The 15134-nt window shown below is 62.3% G+C and carries 14 protein-coding genes and 1 tRNA gene; 8 read left to right on the forward strand and 7 right to left on the reverse strand.

Going from position 1 to position 15134, the window contains the following annotated elements; translation table 11 throughout:
• Positions 1 to 42 precede the first annotated feature (42 nt).
• Positions 43 to 118: transfer RNA gene (locus tag HGB41_RS17145), tRNA-Phe, on the forward strand.
• 240 nt (positions 119 to 358) lie between these two features.
• On the opposite strand, the gene HGB41_RS17150 is transcribed toward HGB41_RS17145, so the two are convergent.
• Positions 359 to 1912: a cryptochrome/photolyase family protein gene (locus HGB41_RS17150; RefSeq protein WP_171086640.1), complete on the reverse strand. Its 1554-nt coding sequence runs from the start codon at positions 1910 to 1912 to the stop codon at positions 359 to 361.
• 183 nt (positions 1913 to 2095) lie between these two features.
• Between HGB41_RS17150 and HGB41_RS17155 the strand changes: the two genes are divergently transcribed.
• Both HGB41_RS17155 and HGB41_RS17160 read left to right on the forward strand, forming a co-directional pair.
• On the forward strand, positions 2096 to 2791 hold the full coding sequence (locus HGB41_RS17155) for an SDR family NAD(P)-dependent oxidoreductase (RefSeq protein WP_212761012.1): 696 nt from the start codon (positions 2096 to 2098) through the stop codon (positions 2789 to 2791).
• An 81-nt stretch (positions 2792 to 2872) separates the two neighbouring features.
• On the forward strand, positions 2873 to 3037 hold the full coding sequence (locus HGB41_RS17160) for a DUF2256 domain-containing protein (RefSeq protein ID WP_371868543.1): 165 nt from the start codon (positions 2873 to 2875) through the stop codon (positions 3035 to 3037).
• A gap of 158 nt (positions 3038 to 3195) precedes the next feature.
• Here the strand turns inward: HGB41_RS17160 and HGB41_RS17165 are convergent, their stop codons facing one another.
• Positions 3196 to 3636: an FxsA family protein gene (locus HGB41_RS17165; protein WP_171086646.1), complete on the reverse strand. Its 441-nt coding sequence runs from the start codon at positions 3634 to 3636 to the stop codon at positions 3196 to 3198.
• Between the two features lie 309 nt (positions 3637 to 3945).
• Positions 3946 to 4488: a hypothetical protein gene (locus HGB41_RS17170; protein ID WP_171086648.1), complete on the reverse strand. Its 543-nt coding sequence runs from the start codon at positions 4486 to 4488 to the stop codon at positions 3946 to 3948.
• A gap of 217 nt (positions 4489 to 4705) precedes the next feature.
• Between HGB41_RS17170 and HGB41_RS17175 the strand changes: the two genes are divergently transcribed.
• Positions 4706 to 5161: a fasciclin domain-containing protein gene (locus HGB41_RS17175; protein ID WP_171086650.1), complete on the forward strand. Its 456-nt coding sequence runs from the start codon at positions 4706 to 4708 to the stop codon at positions 5159 to 5161.
• 64 nt (positions 5162 to 5225) lie between these two features.
• On the opposite strand, the gene HGB41_RS17180 is transcribed toward HGB41_RS17175, so the two are convergent.
• Together HGB41_RS17180 and HGB41_RS17185 are read right to left on the reverse strand one after the other, a co-directional pair.
• A complete protein-coding gene (locus HGB41_RS17180) occupies positions 5226 to 7298 on the reverse strand; it encodes a M13 family metallopeptidase (RefSeq protein WP_171086652.1) in 2073 nt (690 codons plus the stop codon).
• Positions 7299 to 7498: 200 nt separating this feature from the next.
• Positions 7499 to 8644: a branched-chain amino acid ABC transporter substrate-binding protein gene (locus HGB41_RS17185; protein WP_171086654.1), complete on the reverse strand. Its 1146-nt coding sequence runs from the start codon at positions 8642 to 8644 to the stop codon at positions 7499 to 7501.
• Positions 8645 to 8841: 197 nt separating this feature from the next.
• On the opposite strand from HGB41_RS17185, the gene HGB41_RS17190 reads away from it, so the two are divergent.
• Positions 8842 to 9294, forward strand: coding sequence for a nuclear transport factor 2 family protein (locus tag HGB41_RS17190; RefSeq protein ID WP_171086655.1), 453 nt, complete (start codon positions 8842 to 8844; stop codon positions 9292 to 9294).
• 68 nt (positions 9295 to 9362) lie between these two features.
• Here HGB41_RS17190 and HGB41_RS17195 read toward each other — a convergent pair whose 3' ends face one another.
• Positions 9363 to 10238, reverse strand: coding sequence for a class I SAM-dependent methyltransferase (locus HGB41_RS17195; RefSeq protein WP_171086657.1), 876 nt, complete (start codon positions 10236 to 10238; stop codon positions 9363 to 9365).
• A gap of 312 nt (positions 10239 to 10550) precedes the next feature.
• Here HGB41_RS17195 and HGB41_RS17200 point away from each other — a divergent pair, with 312 nt between their 5' ends.
• Positions 10551 to 11057, forward strand: coding sequence for a host attachment protein (locus HGB41_RS17200; protein WP_171086659.1), 507 nt, complete (start codon positions 10551 to 10553; stop codon positions 11055 to 11057).
• 74 nt (positions 11058 to 11131) lie between these two features.
• Here the strand turns inward: HGB41_RS17200 and HGB41_RS17205 are convergent, their stop codons facing one another.
• Positions 11132 to 12463 carry a GGDEF domain-containing protein gene (locus HGB41_RS17205; RefSeq protein ID WP_229423085.1) on the reverse strand — a complete coding sequence of 444 codons (1332 nt, stop codon included), beginning with the start codon at positions 12461 to 12463 and terminating at the stop codon, positions 11132 to 11134.
• A gap of 223 nt (positions 12464 to 12686) precedes the next feature.
• Here HGB41_RS17205 and HGB41_RS17210 point away from each other — a divergent pair, with 223 nt between their 5' ends.
• Both HGB41_RS17210 and HGB41_RS17215 read left to right on the forward strand, forming a co-directional pair.
• Complete coding sequence (locus HGB41_RS17210) at positions 12687 to 13025, forward strand: zinc ribbon domain-containing protein YjdM (RefSeq protein ID WP_171086663.1); 339 nt, start codon at positions 12687 to 12689, stop codon at positions 13023 to 13025.
• A 137-nt stretch (positions 13026 to 13162) separates the two neighbouring features.
• The gene (locus tag HGB41_RS17215; protein ID WP_229423086.1) at positions 13163 to 14974 is read left to right on the forward strand and encodes a hypothetical protein; all 1812 of its coding nucleotides are present in this window, start codon (positions 13163 to 13165) and stop codon (positions 14972 to 14974) included.
• Positions 14975 to 15134: the final 160 nt, after the last annotated feature.

Below are 15134 nucleotides of genomic sequence, written 5' to 3' on the forward strand. Positions count from 1 at the left end.
CTTGCGCAGATGAAAAACGCTGGCTATAATCATGCCTCTCTTGGCCTGGTAGCTCAGTTGGTAGAGCAGAGGATTGAAAATCCTTGTGTCGGTGGTTCGATTCCGCCCCGGGCCACCAAGAATTCAGCAGCAAAGCAAAACGCCAACCCATGCAGGTTGGCGTTTTTGTTTCTGGAATCCAAAGTCTCGCGGCCGGTCAATTGCCGGTCGGGGCTCACCTCCCACTTCCGAGCTCGCGGCCAAGCACAAACTGAAACTGCCAATCTTGCTCGGGAACTCAGGCAAGCAGTGGTACAACTGCATTCATGAGCTGCGTTTTCGGTAGGCGAGCCGATCACGGTTAGAGGAAAGCGCAGCGTCACAGCAAATCCAGGTTCGCCGTGATCCATTGAGCCTGCCGTTGGCAGTCCACAACCGCAGCTTCGTCCATTTTCTCCAGCTGTCGGTACACCATGCCAATGCGTGGATTCCTTGCCAAGGCAGGCGCGTTGCGACGGAAAAAATCCCAGTACAGCGCGTTGAACGGACAGGCAAGATCGCCAATGCGGCTTCTTTTATCGTAGTGGCAGCCTTTGCAATAATCGCTCATCCGGTCGATATAGGCGGCACTGGAGACATAGGGTTTGGTTGCCAATAAACCGCCGTCGGCGAACTGGCTCATGCCCACCGTATTGGGAAGTTCGACCCACTCGAAGGCGTCGATGTAGATGCCCAGATACCACCGGTGCACCTCCCCAGGATCCAGGCCTGCAAGCAGGGCGAAATTACCAATAATCATCAGGCGCTGGATGTGATGTGCATGTGCCTGCTCCAGCGATTGCGTTATCGCGTGATTCAGGCAGTTCATCGTGGTTTTGCCATCCCAGAACCAGGCTGGCAGCGCCCGCGTATGGCCGAAAAAGTTCTTTTCCGAGTACTCGGGCATCTTTGCCCAATACACGCCGCGCACATATTCACGCCACCCTAAAATCTGCCGGATAAAGCCTTCTACTGCCGCCAGTGGTGCATGCCCCGCATGATAAGCGGCCTCAGCTCTGATGACGACTTCGCGCGGATTCAACATCTTGACGTTCAAAGCGAACGACAACAGCGAATGGAATAAGCGCCACGCGTTGACGCTCATCGCATCTTGAAAATCACCGAAGTGCGGCAACGCCTTATCGATAAACGCATCCAGTTGTTGCAAGGCCTCTTCCCGGTTCAGCGCCCATGCGAGCTGATCGGCTTTTGGATTGCCAAAGCTTGTCACGCCCGCATCCACAATCGTTTTCCACAAGCTGGAATGATCATGCAAGGTCCGAGGATCGCTCGGCTCGGCCGGTTTGCCGCGCCACGGCTTGCGGTTGGCGGCATCATAGTTCCACTGGCCACCCACCGGCTTGCCGGCGTCTTCCATCAGGACCCGGTGCTCGACGCGCATCTGGCGGTAGAAAAACTCCATCAGCCATTGCTTGCGCCCCGCAAAAATGTCGGCGGCCTGATTACGGGTTGAATAGAAATGGTCGCTATCGACCATTAAATAGGGGACCCGCGAGCGACGTCCGTGCTGATACAACTGCTCATCAAGGCGCCATTCGTCTGGCGCCTGGTATTCAACAGCGGTCGCCCGGTACTGAATGATCAGTGCGTCGATATTGGCGGGAATCGATTGTAAGTTCTGCGGGTCGTCGATCGCCAGATAATGCACATGGTGGCCAGCCTCGCGTAGCTGGCGCGCCAGGTCACGCATCGCGGCAAAGATCGCCAGGATTTTTTGTGCATGATGGAGTACATAGTCGGTTTCTTGCCGCACCTCCATCAAGACATAGATTGTTGCGTCGTCAACGTCGGTAAACCAGCGATGCTGCAGATTGAGCTGGTCGCCAAGGATCAGCCTGATCGTGCGCCCTGATGTGCGTTCTGTCGTAGTCATCTTTACCTTGTTACATTTCGGCGATTAAGCAATCGTCGGTCGCCACGACCCGGCAGTTTAACGGAGTCGCGTGGTGGTCGCCGCCGTTCACTTTGCCAAACGATTCGGTCGTCTCCGCTCGTGTCCCGCCATACCTCCGGTACACTCAGTTCCCAGTCCGATTACGAGGAGAATTACATCATGATGAGCAGTCTTCCCGACCAGTTTCACGCATTGGTGATAGGAGCCTCGGGTGCGATCGGGGCAGCCTTTGTCGACTTGCTCAGGAGTTCGCCGCGCTGCGCATCCGTGTGTGGCCTGCACCGCCACTCAACGCCGCGCCTCGACTTCACTGACGAAAACAGCGTCGCCGACGCAGCACGTGTCCTCGGTGCCGGCCCACGTTACCACCTGATCATCAATGCGGCGGGCCTGTTGCACAGCGAAGCCTTCATGCCGGAGAAACGCCTGGCCGACCTGAATTACATGCAGATGCAGGCGACCTTCCAGGCGAATACCTTCGGTCCCGCGCTGGTGATGCGCCATTTCGTCGCGCTGCTGGCCAGCGAACGCGCCATCATGGCCATGCTGTCAGCAAAGGTGGGCAGCATCGGCGACAACCGGCTGGGTGGCTGGTACAGCTACCGCGCTTCCAAGGCCGCCCTCAATATGATGGTCAAGACAGCCGCAATCGAAGTCGCACGCAGCCAGAAAAACAGTGTGCTCGTTGCACTGCATCCGGGCACCGTCAGCTCACGCCTATCGCAACCATTTCGGGGCGAAACCGTCGGGCGCCCTGCACGTGACGCCGCTGCCGAAATGCTGCATGTCATCGATGCGCTAACGCCGGCAAACAGCGGCTCATTCCGATCCTACAATGGCGCCGAATTGCCCTGGTAGCTTGCCGTCCACGATAAGCCGGCCATGCAGGCAGGAATGACCTGTCTTGCGCATCACGGCTGTACAATTACTGCCATGAAAATGCGCAAGAAATCCGAGCTTCCGTCCAAGATATGCGCGCACTGCTCGCTTACTTTTACCTGGCGCAAAAAGTGGGAGCGCGACTGGGATCAGGTCAAGTATTGCTCGGAAAGATGCCGCCGCGCCTCCAAGCCGGCAGCAGAAGAATGCCGGAACGAGAATTGAACATCCTTGTGCCGGTGGCTCGATTCCGCCCCGGGCCACGAAGAATTCAGCAGTAAAGCAAAACGCCAACCCATGCAGGTTGGCGTTTTCGTTTCTGGGGTTCAAAACCCTTGTGTTGTTAGCCTTGAAGAAGTATCCGCCAAACTCAAGGCGATCCTTCAGTCTTTCTTTTCCTTGAACTCACCCTCGATCACCGTGTCATCGGTGCTTTTGGAAGGCTTTTGGCCAGTGAATTTGTAGACAGACGATACCATTCGATTGAATATCGCTCTCCTCAACCAGGGGTAGGTGAGAAGAAAAGCCAAAGCAAACCCTGTGAATCCTGCCGGCACGTATTCGCCCCGCCACAGGAAGTTCAACAAGCACAGTGCGAGGATGCCCACGATGAGCGGTCGACGGGCAGGTTTCGGTAACAGGCCGACTATGCGCAGCTTACCGTTGCTTATCCAGGGAAATCTTGCAAAAAGACCAGCAAGAAGGAGGCCTGCGATGACCCGGCCAGTGCCGAGGTAATCGGCCAACACCCCGACGACAAGGAAACCGGTGTAGGTCATCGTGCTGGCCAAGGCTGCCAGCCCCAATAACGCAACGGCGATCATGAGCTTTGGCGTACGTATCGCCGTTCTGAGTAAAAGACCTAGGATTTGTGTACTCCTGCAAATGGGCGTCGGAAGGCTAGGGCAAATTTTATCAGTCCTCCCATGCTTGAGCTTTTCAAGCAAAACTGATAATGCGCGGCGCGAGCGATGGCCGAGGTTTGGTAGCCCAGATGCGAGCGCAGAGGATTGAACATCCTTGTGCCGGTGCCTCAATTCCGCCCCCGGGCCACCAAGAACTCAGCAGCAAAGTAAAAACGCAACCGAAGAGGTGGCGTTTTTACTTTGCCGTTGCATCACCACTGGCCGGACTCAGGTCCTGGACGCGACCCGCGTCATGACAAATTCCGCGCGCGGCTTGGCATGCCGCTCCAGCCGATAGCTCAACACCTTCCCATCCTCGCTGAGGCTGACGGTCCAGACATTGGTCTCCGCCCCGGGAACCATGCGGGCAGTGGCGGCATCGGCAAGGAAGGCTTGCGAGCGCGCCGTGCCGCCCTCCTTCGCCATGCCGCCGTACATGGTCACCGCGTCGGGCGTGCCGTCCGGGTGGCGGTGGTCGTGCCGCAGCTCCAGGCCGGCTGCCGGACGGGTGAAGATCCAGGTGCGCGAACGGTCCTCGCCGACCAGCACCGGCATGCGCACGCCTGCAGGTGTGCAGACGACTTCGGTCGATATCTTCTTGCCGCGGAATTCGCTGTTCGGATCGATCGCATAGGCCAGGCCGCCTTCGAAGCGCTGGCCGCACATGCCCTGCAGCGTGGCCATGAACTGGTCGCGTGCGTCGGTGGGCGCCGGCGTGGCGCAGCCGGCAAGCAGGGACGTCGCGGCGAAAGCGGCAAGGATGGGTTTCATGTTGTCTAGGAGTTGGTTGCTGAACAATGAGGGTAGCACGCCTGCTCCCTGGCTCAGGCAACCCGGTTCAGTTATCAAATAGCGGTTCACCATCTGCCGACTGACACCATTTTGAACCGCATTTGGTGCGCGCAATGCGGTTCACCCCTAGACATATTGGCAAATACCGCTTAACTTCCAATACAACAGCGGTACAAACCCACCTCAGGAGTTCAAAATGAAGAAACTGGTACTCGGCGCCGTCATGGCATTCTCCCTTTCCGCCGCACAGGCCGCAGACATCGTCGACACGGCAAAGTCGGCCGGCAGCTTCAACACCCTGGTTGCGGCGGTCCAGGCAGCGGGCCTGGTCGACACGCTCAAGGGCCCAGGTCCGTTCACTGTCTTCGCACCAACCGACGCAGCCTTTGCCAAGATCCCGAAGGCGAAGCTGGACGCACTGCTGAAGGACAAGGCAGCGCTCACCAAAATCCTGACCTATCACGTGGTGCCGGGCAAAGTGATGGCGGCGAGCGTGAAGCCGGGCGCGGTCGTGACGGTCGAGGGCAGCAGCCTGATGGTGAGCGCCAAGGGCAAGAACGTGATGGTCGACAAGGCCAAGGTCGTCAAGACCGATGTGGAAGCAGACAACGGCGTTATCCACGTCATCGACTCGGTGATCATGCCGAAATAAGCGCGGCCAGCCATAACGAACAACGCCACCCGAGGGTGGCGTTTTCTTTAGCTCGAGGGCTGGATTACCAGAAAATCACGCGCTCCTGCGGCGCCAGGTACATCTTGTCGCCCGGCTTGACCTCGAAGGCTTCATAGAAGCCCGGATGGTTGCGCAGGCTGCCGTTGACGCGGAATTCCGCCGGCGAGTGCGGGTCCGACTTGACCTGGGCCACCAGTGCCGCATCGCGCGCCTTGCCCTTGCGGGCCTGGGACAAGCCCATGAACAAACGCTGCTCGGCGCTGAAACCGTCGATCACCGGCCCCGGCTTGCCCTTCAGATAGATCTTATAGGCGCGGCTGGCCATGATGGCGCCGGCGTTGTCGGCGATGTTCTCGCCCAGGGTCAGGTCGCCATTTACCGTGTAGCCGGGCAGCGGGCTGTAGGCGCCGTATTGCGCGACCAGCACCTTGCCGCGCGCTGCGAATTTCTCCGCATCTTCCCTGGTCCACCAGTTACGCAGGTTGCCGTCGCCGTCGAACTGCGAACCCTTGTCATCAAATGCGTGGCTGATCTCGTGGCCGATCGAGATGCCGACCGAGCCGTAGTTCACTGCCGGCTCGGCGTCGGCGTCGTACAGCGGATACTGCAGGCGCGCCGCCGGGAACACGACCTCGTTCAGGGTCGGGCTGTAATAGGCGTTCACGGTCTGCGGCGACATGCTCCAGGCGCTGCGGTCGACCGGCTTGCCGAGGCGACCCACGTTGTACTCGTGGCTGAATTCCCGCGAGCGCATCACGTTGCCAACCAGGTCGCCGCGCACGACCCTCAGCCTGGCGTAATCGCGCCACTTGTTCGGGTAGCCGATCTTGACCTTGATCTTCGAGAGCTTGACCTGCGCCTGCTTCTTGGTCTCCGGCGACATCCAGTCCAGCAGTTCGATGCCTTCACCGAAGGCGGTGATGAAGTTCTTCGCCATGTCCTGGACCTGCTGCCTGCGCTCGGCCGGGAAGTGCTGGGCCACATAGGCCTTGCCGACCACTTCGCTCAGGTTGCGGTTGATCTCGGCGACCGCGCGCTTGTCCAGCGGGCGGTTCTCCTTGGCGCCGGACAGCACGGTGCCGCGGAAGGCGAAGCCCTCGTCCACGAAGGGCTGCGACAGGTAAGGCGCGTAGGCGCTCAGCAGGCGGAACTCGAAATAGGGCTTCCACACTTCGAGGGGCGTGGCGGCGATCAGCTTGTCCAGGGCGGCGAGATAGGAAGGCTGGTTGACGATCACCGACCCGGCCTTGCCGGCGCCGGTGCCTTGCAGGTAAGTCTTCCAGTCGAAGCCGGGAGTCAGCTTACCCAGTTCGGCCACAGTCATCTTGTTGTAGCGCTTGACCGGATCGCGGTTCTCGACCTTGGTCCACTGCACGCGGGCGATCTCGGTTTCCAGGGTCACGATCTGCTGGGCCTTGGCCGCCGCATCCCGGTGGCCGGCCAGCGCCAGCATCTTCTCGATGTGCGCCTCGTATTTGGCGCGGATGTCCTTCAGGCGCGCGTCATCAAGCGACAGGTAATAGTCGCGGTCGGGCATGCCGAGGCCCGACTGCGAAATGCCGACGATATAGCGGGTCGATTCCTTGTTGTCCTGGCCGACGTACATGTCGAGCGGTGCGTCGGCGCCGATGCGCGCAAAGCGCGCCATCAGGGAAGCCAGCGCGCGCTTGTCCTTCAGCGCGGCCACGCGCGCCAGCTCACCTTTCAAGGGGGCCAGGCCCAGTGCATTGCGGCGCGCTTCGTCCACGTAGCTGGTGTAGAAGTCGCCCATCTTCTGCGCGTCGGAGCCGGCCGGCGCGTTCTTCGCCGCGGCGGCGCCCTCGATGATGGTGCGGATCTGCTGCTCGACCCGGTCCTGGGCGATATTGAAGGCGCCCCAGCTCGAACGGTCCGCCGGGATGTCCACGTCCTTGAGCCATGTACCCTGGGTGTAGCGGAAGAAGTCGTCCTGTGGGCGCACGGCGCGGTCCATCGCCGCGACCTCGATACCGGATGCCGCGCCTGCGCTAGCCGCCGATGGCGCCGTGCCATGTGCGCCGTCATGCCCGCCGGCGTGGGCCACGCATTGGGCTGCGAACAGGCCCGCCACCAAACTACTGCACAAGCTGCGCTTCATGTCTCTCTCCGTATTGTTGGGAACCGGTCGATGCTAATCGAACCCGATGAGCTATGCCAAGCGCATTTTAGTAGCATGTTGTGCCAGAACCCCCGTCAATACAGGCGCTATGCAAAATGTGCTGGGCCGGCGCGGCGGCATTTGGGCAAAGAAAACGCCACCCGCAGGTGGCGCCGAGTGATACCGCTGCTGGTGCTGCCCTACTTCTCGCGCACCACCTGCAGTTTGGCCTTCTTGCCCTTGCGGTAGGTGTACAGCGTCATCGCGGCATCGCGCAGGTCGCCTTTGGGGTCGAAGGCAATGGTGCCGGTGACGCCCTCGTGCCGGATGCCCGCCAGCACCGGCAGGAATTTCGCCGGATCGCTCGATTGCGCCTTCTGCATGGCGGCGGCGAACACCATCACCGCATCGTAGGCATACGGTGCGTAGGTCTCAACCGGCAACTTGAAGCGCTCGCGGTAGCGTTCCGTGAAAGCGGTAAAGCCTGCCTCCTGCGCGCCGGTGACGCCGCCCGCCACCACGCAGAACACCTTGTCGTCGCCGAGCGCGTCGCCGGCCAGCAACGGCAGTTTTTCCGAGCACACCCCGTCGCCGGCGACCAGCCTGGCCTGCAGCCCCAGGGTCTTCATCTGCTTGAGCATCGGGCCGGCCACGGCATCCATGCCGCCATAGAAGATCACGTCCGGCTTGTGGCCACGGATCTGGGTCAGGATGGCGTTGAAGTCGGTGGCCTTGTCGTTGGTGAACTGGCGGCTGACCACGGTCGCTCCGCCCAGGCGCCGTACTTCCTTCGCGAACTGGTCTGCCAGCCCCTGGCCGAAGGCGGTGCGGTCGTCGATGACGGCGATCTTTTTCGCCTTGAGGGTATTGATGGAATAGGCCGCCAGCGTGCGGCCGATCAGGTTGTCGTTCGCCACGACCCGGAACGCGGTCTTGTAGCCCTGCTGGGTGTACAGCGGGGTCGTGGCGGCCGGCGAAATCTGCGGGATGCCGGCACTGGCATAGATCTTCGACGCCGGCACGGTCGTGCCCGAGTTAAGGTGGCCGACCACGCCGGCGACGCGTGCATCGACCAGTTTCTGCGCGACGGCCGTTCCGGTCTTCGGGTCGGCGCCGTCGTCCTCAGCCTGCAGGATCCACTTGAGCTTGCGCCCACCGATCGCCACGCCCTTGGCATTGAGCTCGTCGATGGCCATGCGGGCGCCGTATTCGATGTCCTTGCCCTGGTGGGCGCCGGTACCGGAGAGCGGCGAGGCGGTGCCGATCTTCACTTCGGTTTGCGCATGCACGCCGGGGACGGCGGCGAGCGACAGGACAATGGACGGGATCACGGCGAACGAACGCATGGGCAGCCTTTTCTCGGATGGATGCGTTCGATTGTACTGCCGCCTTGCAAGACAGCCAATCGGCAGGCGTGCACCATGCGATGGACGACCCAGGACCCTGCTTGATTTCCGCGCGCGCGACGCTAGGCTGAAGACATCGGCGTGCGGCGCCATGGCCGCCCGGCCTGGTGCTCAAGCCGACTCATCGAGGAGATGTCATGACTATTCAAGAAAACAAACGCCTCGTCATGGAAGCGTATGAGTTGTTCAAGAAGGGGGACATACCAAGCCTGCTGGAGCGGTATCGCGACGATGCCGAGTGGATCGGCCCCGATTCGGACATCGTGCCCTTCGCCGGCACCTACCATGGCAAGGCCGGCATCGCGCAGTTCTTCCAGAAGCTGGGCGAGTCTTCGCAGGCCACCCGGTTCGAGGTCAGGGATTGCATCGCCGAGGGCGACAAGGTGGTCGTCATTGGCGAGGCAAGCTGGCTGGTCAAGGCGACCGGACACAGCTACGACGTGCCATGGACGCACGTGATCACGCTACGCGACGGCAAGGTGGCCAGCTTCGAAACCATTTATGACCCCACGACCGCCGAAAAGGCATTCGGCGCCGACACGGGCGCTCAACCGGCAGCGGCCTCGAAGGGGGCACAGCTACCCCATTGAACGCGCGCACGGCCGGCCGGGACGCTTGCCCCGGTCGGCACTGTGCTTCCCTTGTCAGTGCAGCACGGTCAGTGCAGCACGTCAGGTGGACGCTTGATGATGACCGCCTCCAGGTATTCGCAAGGCACCACCAGCGAGTCGTCGCCCGAGACATTGAAGCGCTCGAGCAAGGCCACGATCTCGCCCTGGAGTGCCTGTTGTCCCGCCGGGTCGAGCGCATTGAAGGCCTTGTGCACCGGCCCGTAGTAATCGCGGAACACTTGCAGCCAGTGCGCGGTGGAACCGTAGCGCATGTTGAACATCTTGCGCTCGGCACGGATACTCGCAGCACTACTGCCGAACAGCTGGCGCAGGTAGTCTTCGGTTCCCCAGCGCGGCGGCGGGGTCAGGCCGGCCGGTGGCGGCACGTACTTGCCGACCGTCTTGAACAGGGTGCCGATGAAACCGTCCGGGGTCCAGTTGGCGATACCGATCCGGCCGCCCGGCCGCACCACCCGCATCATCTCGCTGGCAGAACGGGCGTGGTCCGGCGCGAACATGATGCCGAAGGTCGATAGCGCAACGTCGAAACTGCCGTCGTGGAAGGGCAGCGCCTCGGCGTCGGCTTCGCGGAAATCGACGGCCAGGCCCTCGGCCGCGGCGCGGGCGCGGCCTTTTTCCAGCAGCGCGGGAACATAGTCGGTGGAGGTCACGTGGGCAAAGCGGCGCGCCGCCGCGAGCGTGGCATTGCCGTTGCCCGCGGCGATGTCGATGACGCGCTCGCCGGCGTGGATGTCGGCAGCCTCGGCGAGCGACTCACCGACGATCTGCAGCGTCACCCCGATGATGGCGAAGTCGCCGCTGGCCCAGGTGGCCTGCTGGCGCTGCTTGATCGCTGCGAAGTCGGGGGTGGGAAGGCCGGGCGCCTGGTCCGGCGCCGGTGTGGAGGGGGTGGGTTGGTTCATGACAGGTCTCCTCGGGAAGTCCCGGCGGTTGAAACCACGATTAGACTCACGGGAAGCGAAAAAGATCGCCGCCCCCGGTGCCTGCCCGGAACCGTCCGCTCATCCATGCGCACGTTAGCGCGGCGTTGGTGCGCCGGGTTTCTGGAGCCGGGGCTATACTCGGTTGTAGCCTGATCGACATGCACTGGCCCTGTCATGGGGCCGGATGGCTGGCGATCGCTGGTCCATAGCGCTTACGTCGTTCCCGGCTGTTGCGCACCTGCTTGCCGCGGAACGAACACACCAATAATCCATATATTGACAGGGGGTAGCATGCCAACAACCTGGATTCTTTCGGCCAATGCAGGCCGTGCACGGTTCTTCTCGGAGTCTGACCCGGCCAAGCCGTTGCAGGAAATCGAAGACATGGTCAGTCCAGGGGCGCAGCTGCGCACCCAGGACACTGAAACCGATAAGCTCAGCCCCACCGCTGCGTCGAGCAGCCGCCACAGCATCGGCGGCAACGAGGGCGCGGGCATGGCCCACAACGCCAAGGCAGGGGCGCCGAATAAACTGTACCAGCCTGCACAGACGCCGGACCAGCACCAGGCCGAACTGTTCGCCAGGGACATCTCTAATTTCCTGCTGAAGGGGCACCAGGACGGCCGCTTCCAGAGCTTGATCATTGCCGCCTCGCCTGAGTTCCTCGGAACCCTGCGCCCGCATCTGGATGCGCAAGTCAAAGGGCTGATCAAGTCCGAGTTCAACAAGGACTATACCCACTCCAACGCGCAACAGCTGCGCGAGCAGTTGCATGCACAGGCGGCGAAGGCTGAATAAGGCCTATTGCCCCATCACCAGCGCCAACCGATACGGTTGGCGTTTTTTTTGGGGCAAGCGCCGGAAGGAAAACCTCAATGCGCGGCGCTGCGGCGCTGGCCCGATGAGGCCGCGCAGATCTGGTTGCGCCCGCCCTCTTTCGCTTCGTACAGCATCGCGTCCGCGCGCAGGAACAATTCGTTCTCGCTCTTGTATTCGGGATAGGCCGCGACCCCGCCGCTGAAGGAGAAATGGCGGAAGTCGCCGGCGCCGACCTCGAACGGAATGGCGCAGAACGCCTGGCGCATCGCATCCAGCCTGGCCCATCCTTGCTCGAGCGTGCAATCCCAGAACACGACCACGAATTCTTCGCCGCCGAAACGGCTGAGCAGGTCCGATTCGCCAACCTGCGAAGCCAGGGTCAGCGAGAGGCGCTTGATGACGATGTCGCCGAAGTAATGGCCCCAGGTATCGTTGATGGTCTTGAACTTGTCGATATCGATGACGCCGAACGCAAGCTGGCACCCTTCCAGTCCCGCGCGCCGGATCAGGTCCTGGGCCTTTTTCTGCAGGCCGACCTTGTTGAGCAGGCCGGTTGCGCGGTCCTTGCCGATCAGGTCGCGGCCAATGCGGATCTTGCTGGCCCGGTTGACGAGCTGGGCCGCCAGCAAATCGGCATCGGCCACCGGCACGATCGCGTCGAAGCCGCTGGCCAGCGCGCGCCGGGTCAGCGCCGGATCCGGCTGGCGCTGCAGCAGCGCGATTTCGCGCACCGGGTCCGCTTCCATGTTCTTCCTGAGCACCCGCACCAGCGACTCGGTGCGCGCGTATTCGGCGTCGGTGATGAGCACGATGTCGGGCTGGAGCTCCTTGACCCGCAGGTGCAGGGTCTGGGCGTCGAGGTGGTGGGTCAGCTCGATGCGCTCGTCCAGCAGGGCCGCCGGGTCCAGCCCGGCCAGCTCGCCCAGGTAGATCAGCCGCACCAGGTCGCCGCGCTTTTGCTGGACGAACAGGTTGAACAGCTTGTCGACCAGCACGTCGTTGGCGATCGGTTTTTCAGCATAGGCCAGGCAATTGCTGTCCACCAGGCGTTGTTGCAACAAGAAACGGCTCCCCTGGCGCGCACTCTGCAGGTAAACATAGCTGTGTTTGCACGGCAGGCGCTGCAGCAATTCGCCGAGCATCAGGGTCTTGCGGCTGTCCTGCATGTCTGCCTGCATATTGTGCAAGGCATCCAGGTCGATCACGTACAGGCTGTGGCACCCATCGGCTTCGACCGCGGCCACGAAATTGCTGACCTCGCTAAAGAAGAGGATGTCGAAATCGTATTTGTGCGCGCATAGCAGCAACTCGGACCGGTTGTCCTTGATGAAAAAGTTTTGAGACAGGAACAGTACCTTGTTTTTATAGAGTGGCACGTCGCTCATCATGTTCTCGTCAGCGTTCATCGTTGCGGTAAATACCGTTCTTCAACGTCAACCATACACAAGAATTGGTGTCTCATGTGCAATTCTTATGGGCCTGTTGCGAAAAAATCCGGCATGTGGCCAGTTCGCGCGGCTGGGATGCCCGCCGTGCGGGATGCCCCAGTGGTTGCTGCGCGAAGTCCGGGGTGCGACAATCTCCGTTTCCCTTACGCCGACCATCACCATGAGCGCCCTGCCTCCCTGCCCGCAATGCCAGTCCACCTATACCTACGAGGATGGCTCGGGTCAATACGCCTGTCCGGAATGCGCCCATGAATGGCCAGTCGCGGGCGTCGCTGCAGACGCTGCCCGGGTCTACCGCGACGCATCGGGCACGATCTTGCAGGATGGCGACACCGTCACCGTCATCAAGGACCTGAAACCGAAGGGCTCGGGCGGCGTCATCAAGCAGGGAACCAAGGTCAAGAACATCCGGCTGGTCGACAGCGACCACGACATCGACTGCAAGATCGAGGGCTTCGGCGCCATGAGCCTCAAGACGGAATTTGTCAGGAAGGTCTGATCTAACTCAAGCAGATTACTGGAGCCGGGGTCTTTTTCCCGGTCTTTTCGAACTCCCCGCCCTCCCATTGACTCCAACCCGGATGCCACCGATGCATCCGGGCCTGGCACGCCCTTGTCGCGAGCGGGAGGACAGCGATGAAAACAGCACATATCTTTACGGCGGCCGGCGCCCTGGCACTGGCGGGCGCGGCCACGCTTGCCGCGGTCTCGTCGGCACAGGACGCACCCAGGGCGGCGCAGCCCACCTTCGATCCGCTGTTCGCCGGCGGGGCCAGCTGCACGCCGGCGCGCGCAGGCCGTCCGCCCTTGCTCGACCGCCTCGTGCTGGCACAGGCGGAAACGGCACCATTCAAGCCGGGCCAGCAAAAGCCGGCACCGGGCGACAGCGCCATGCCGCCCCTGTACGACAACCTCGGCACCCTGCACGTCCCGATTACCACCAGCAATCCCAAGGCGCAGGCCTATTTCAACCAGGGCATGCGCCTGACCTTTGCCTTCAACCATGCCGAGGCGGCACGCGCCTTCCGCGCCGCACAAGGCTTCGATCCCAACTGCGCCATGTGCTACTGGGGCGAAGCACTGGTGCTGGGCCCGAACATCAATGCGCCCATGTTCCCCACGGCAGCGGCACCGGCGGCCGCGGCGGCAGCCAAGGCCGTGTCCCTGGCCGGCAAGACCACGCCGCACGAGCAGGCCGTGATCCGCGCCGTCGCCAGGCGCTACCTGCCCGAGCCGCCGCAAGACCGTTCCGCGCTCGACAAGGCCTATGCGGACGCCATGGCCGAGGCCGCGCGCGCCTTCCCGAACCACGACACCATCCAGGTGCTGTTCGCGGAATCGCTGATGGACCTCTCGCCCTGGGATTACTGGCAGGCCGGCGGGGCGGAGCCGAAAAACCGTACCGCCGAGATGATCGCCGCACTGGAGCGGGTGCTGGAGCGCAATCCCAGCCATCCGGGCGCGGCTCATTACTACATCCATGCCATGGAAGCCTCCACGCATCCGGAGCGGGCACTGCCGGCGGCCAAGGTGCTGGCGCGGCAGATACCGGGCGCAGGCCATATCGTCCACATGCCCTCGCATATCTATTACCGGCTGGGCATGTACCGCGATGCCCTGCAATCCAATCTCGACGCCATCGCGATCGACGAGCAATACTTCAGCCGCTCGCCCAGCGACCCGGTCTACCGCGGCGCCTACTATCCGCACAACATCCACTTCGTGATGGTCTCGGCCCTGATGGGCGGTGACGGTCGCACGGCGCTCGAGGCCGCCGGCAAGCTGGACAAGTCGATCCCCGCCGAGGTGCTGAAGGAATTCGCCAGCCTGCAGCCGGTCAAGGCAGCGCCCTATTTCTCGCACGTGCAGTTCAGCTCGCCGGAGGTGCTGGTGGCCTTGCCCGACCCCGGTCCCGATTTCGTGCTGGTGAAGGCAATGTGGCATTACGCCCGCGCGGTCGGGTTTGCTCGCAAGGGCATGCTGCTTGAGGGTAATCGCGAAGTCGCCGCCCTCGACCGGCTCGAAAAGACCGCCGATTTCAAGCCGATTGCGGACTGGGGCATCCCGGCGCGCGAGGTCGTCCAGACGGCACGCGCCGTTGCGCGCGGGCGGCTGGCCGATGCGCAAGGCAAGCTACCCGAGGCGATCGCCGCCTACCGCGAGGCCATTGCCGTTCAAGACAAGCTGCCCTATATGGAGCCGCCCCACTGGTATTACCCGGTACGCCAGTCGCTGGGTGCGGCGCTGCTGCGCTCCGGCCAGCTCGATGCAGCCGAACAGGTGTTCCGCGATTCACTCGCACGCATCCCGAGCAATGGCTGGGCCTTGCGCGGCCTGATCGAGGTCTACCAGAAGCGCGGCGATGCGCCCGCGCTGGCTGCGGCGCAGAAGCGCTTCGAGACGACCTGGCTGGGCGAACCGGGCGGGCCGCCGCTGGCGCGCCTGTAACAGCGAGCGCTTGCCAGCTCACGAGACAAGTTCGGACCGCGCAGCAGCCGGCCATGGCGCGGGCCGTGCGTCCTTGTGGCTGTAGCGCCTTGTTACAGACAAGCGCTTTCCCGGCACGGGGCCGGCTGCTATAGTGGAATCTAACGCACAGGGAGCTACT

Source organism: Telluria aromaticivorans, from assembly GCF_013003915.1.
In the GTDB taxonomy this organism is placed as follows: domain Bacteria; phylum Pseudomonadota; class Gammaproteobacteria; order Burkholderiales; family Burkholderiaceae_D; genus Telluria; species Telluria aromaticivorans.

What these genes read in the sequence shown, in the direction of transcription:
- HGB41_RS17150 (WP_171086640.1), bottom strand. Translation starts at nt 1,912, where the DNA reads ATGACTACGACAGAACGCACATCAGGGCGCACGATCAGGCTGATCCTT.
- HGB41_RS17155 (WP_212761012.1), top strand. Translation starts at nt 2,096, where the DNA reads ATGAGCAGTCTTCCCGACCAGTTTCACGCATTGGTGATAGGAGCCTCG.
- HGB41_RS17160 (WP_371868543.1), top strand. Translation starts at nt 2,873, where the DNA reads ATGCGCAAGAAATCCGAGCTTCCGTCCAAGATATGCGCGCACTGCTCG.
- HGB41_RS17165 (WP_171086646.1), bottom strand. Translation starts at nt 3,636, where the DNA reads ATGATCGCCGTTGCGTTATTGGGGCTGGCAGCCTTGGCCAGCACGATG.
- HGB41_RS17170 (WP_171086648.1), bottom strand. Translation starts at nt 4,488, where the DNA reads ATGAAACCCATCCTTGCCGCTTTCGCCGCGACGTCCCTGCTTGCCGGC.
- HGB41_RS17175 (WP_171086650.1), top strand. Translation starts at nt 4,706, where the DNA reads ATGAAGAAACTGGTACTCGGCGCCGTCATGGCATTCTCCCTTTCCGCC.
- HGB41_RS17180 (WP_171086652.1), bottom strand. Translation starts at nt 7,298, where the DNA reads ATGAAGCGCAGCTTGTGCAGTAGTTTGGTGGCGGGCCTGTTCGCAGCC.
- HGB41_RS17185 (WP_171086654.1), bottom strand. Translation starts at nt 8,644, where the DNA reads ATGCGTTCGTTCGCCGTGATCCCGTCCATTGTCCTGTCGCTCGCCGCC.
- HGB41_RS17190 (WP_171086655.1), top strand. Translation starts at nt 8,842, where the DNA reads ATGACTATTCAAGAAAACAAACGCCTCGTCATGGAAGCGTATGAGTTG.
- HGB41_RS17195 (WP_171086657.1), bottom strand. Translation starts at nt 10,238, where the DNA reads ATGAACCAACCCACCCCCTCCACACCGGCGCCGGACCAGGCGCCCGGC.
- HGB41_RS17200 (WP_171086659.1), top strand. Translation starts at nt 10,551, where the DNA reads ATGCCAACAACCTGGATTCTTTCGGCCAATGCAGGCCGTGCACGGTTC.
- HGB41_RS17205 (WP_229423085.1), bottom strand. Translation starts at nt 12,463, where the DNA reads ATGAGCGACGTGCCACTCTATAAAAACAAGGTACTGTTCCTGTCTCAA.
- HGB41_RS17210 (WP_171086663.1), top strand. Translation starts at nt 12,687, where the DNA reads ATGAGCGCCCTGCCTCCCTGCCCGCAATGCCAGTCCACCTATACCTAC.
- HGB41_RS17215 (WP_229423086.1), top strand. Translation starts at nt 13,163, where the DNA reads ATGAAAACAGCACATATCTTTACGGCGGCCGGCGCCCTGGCACTGGCG.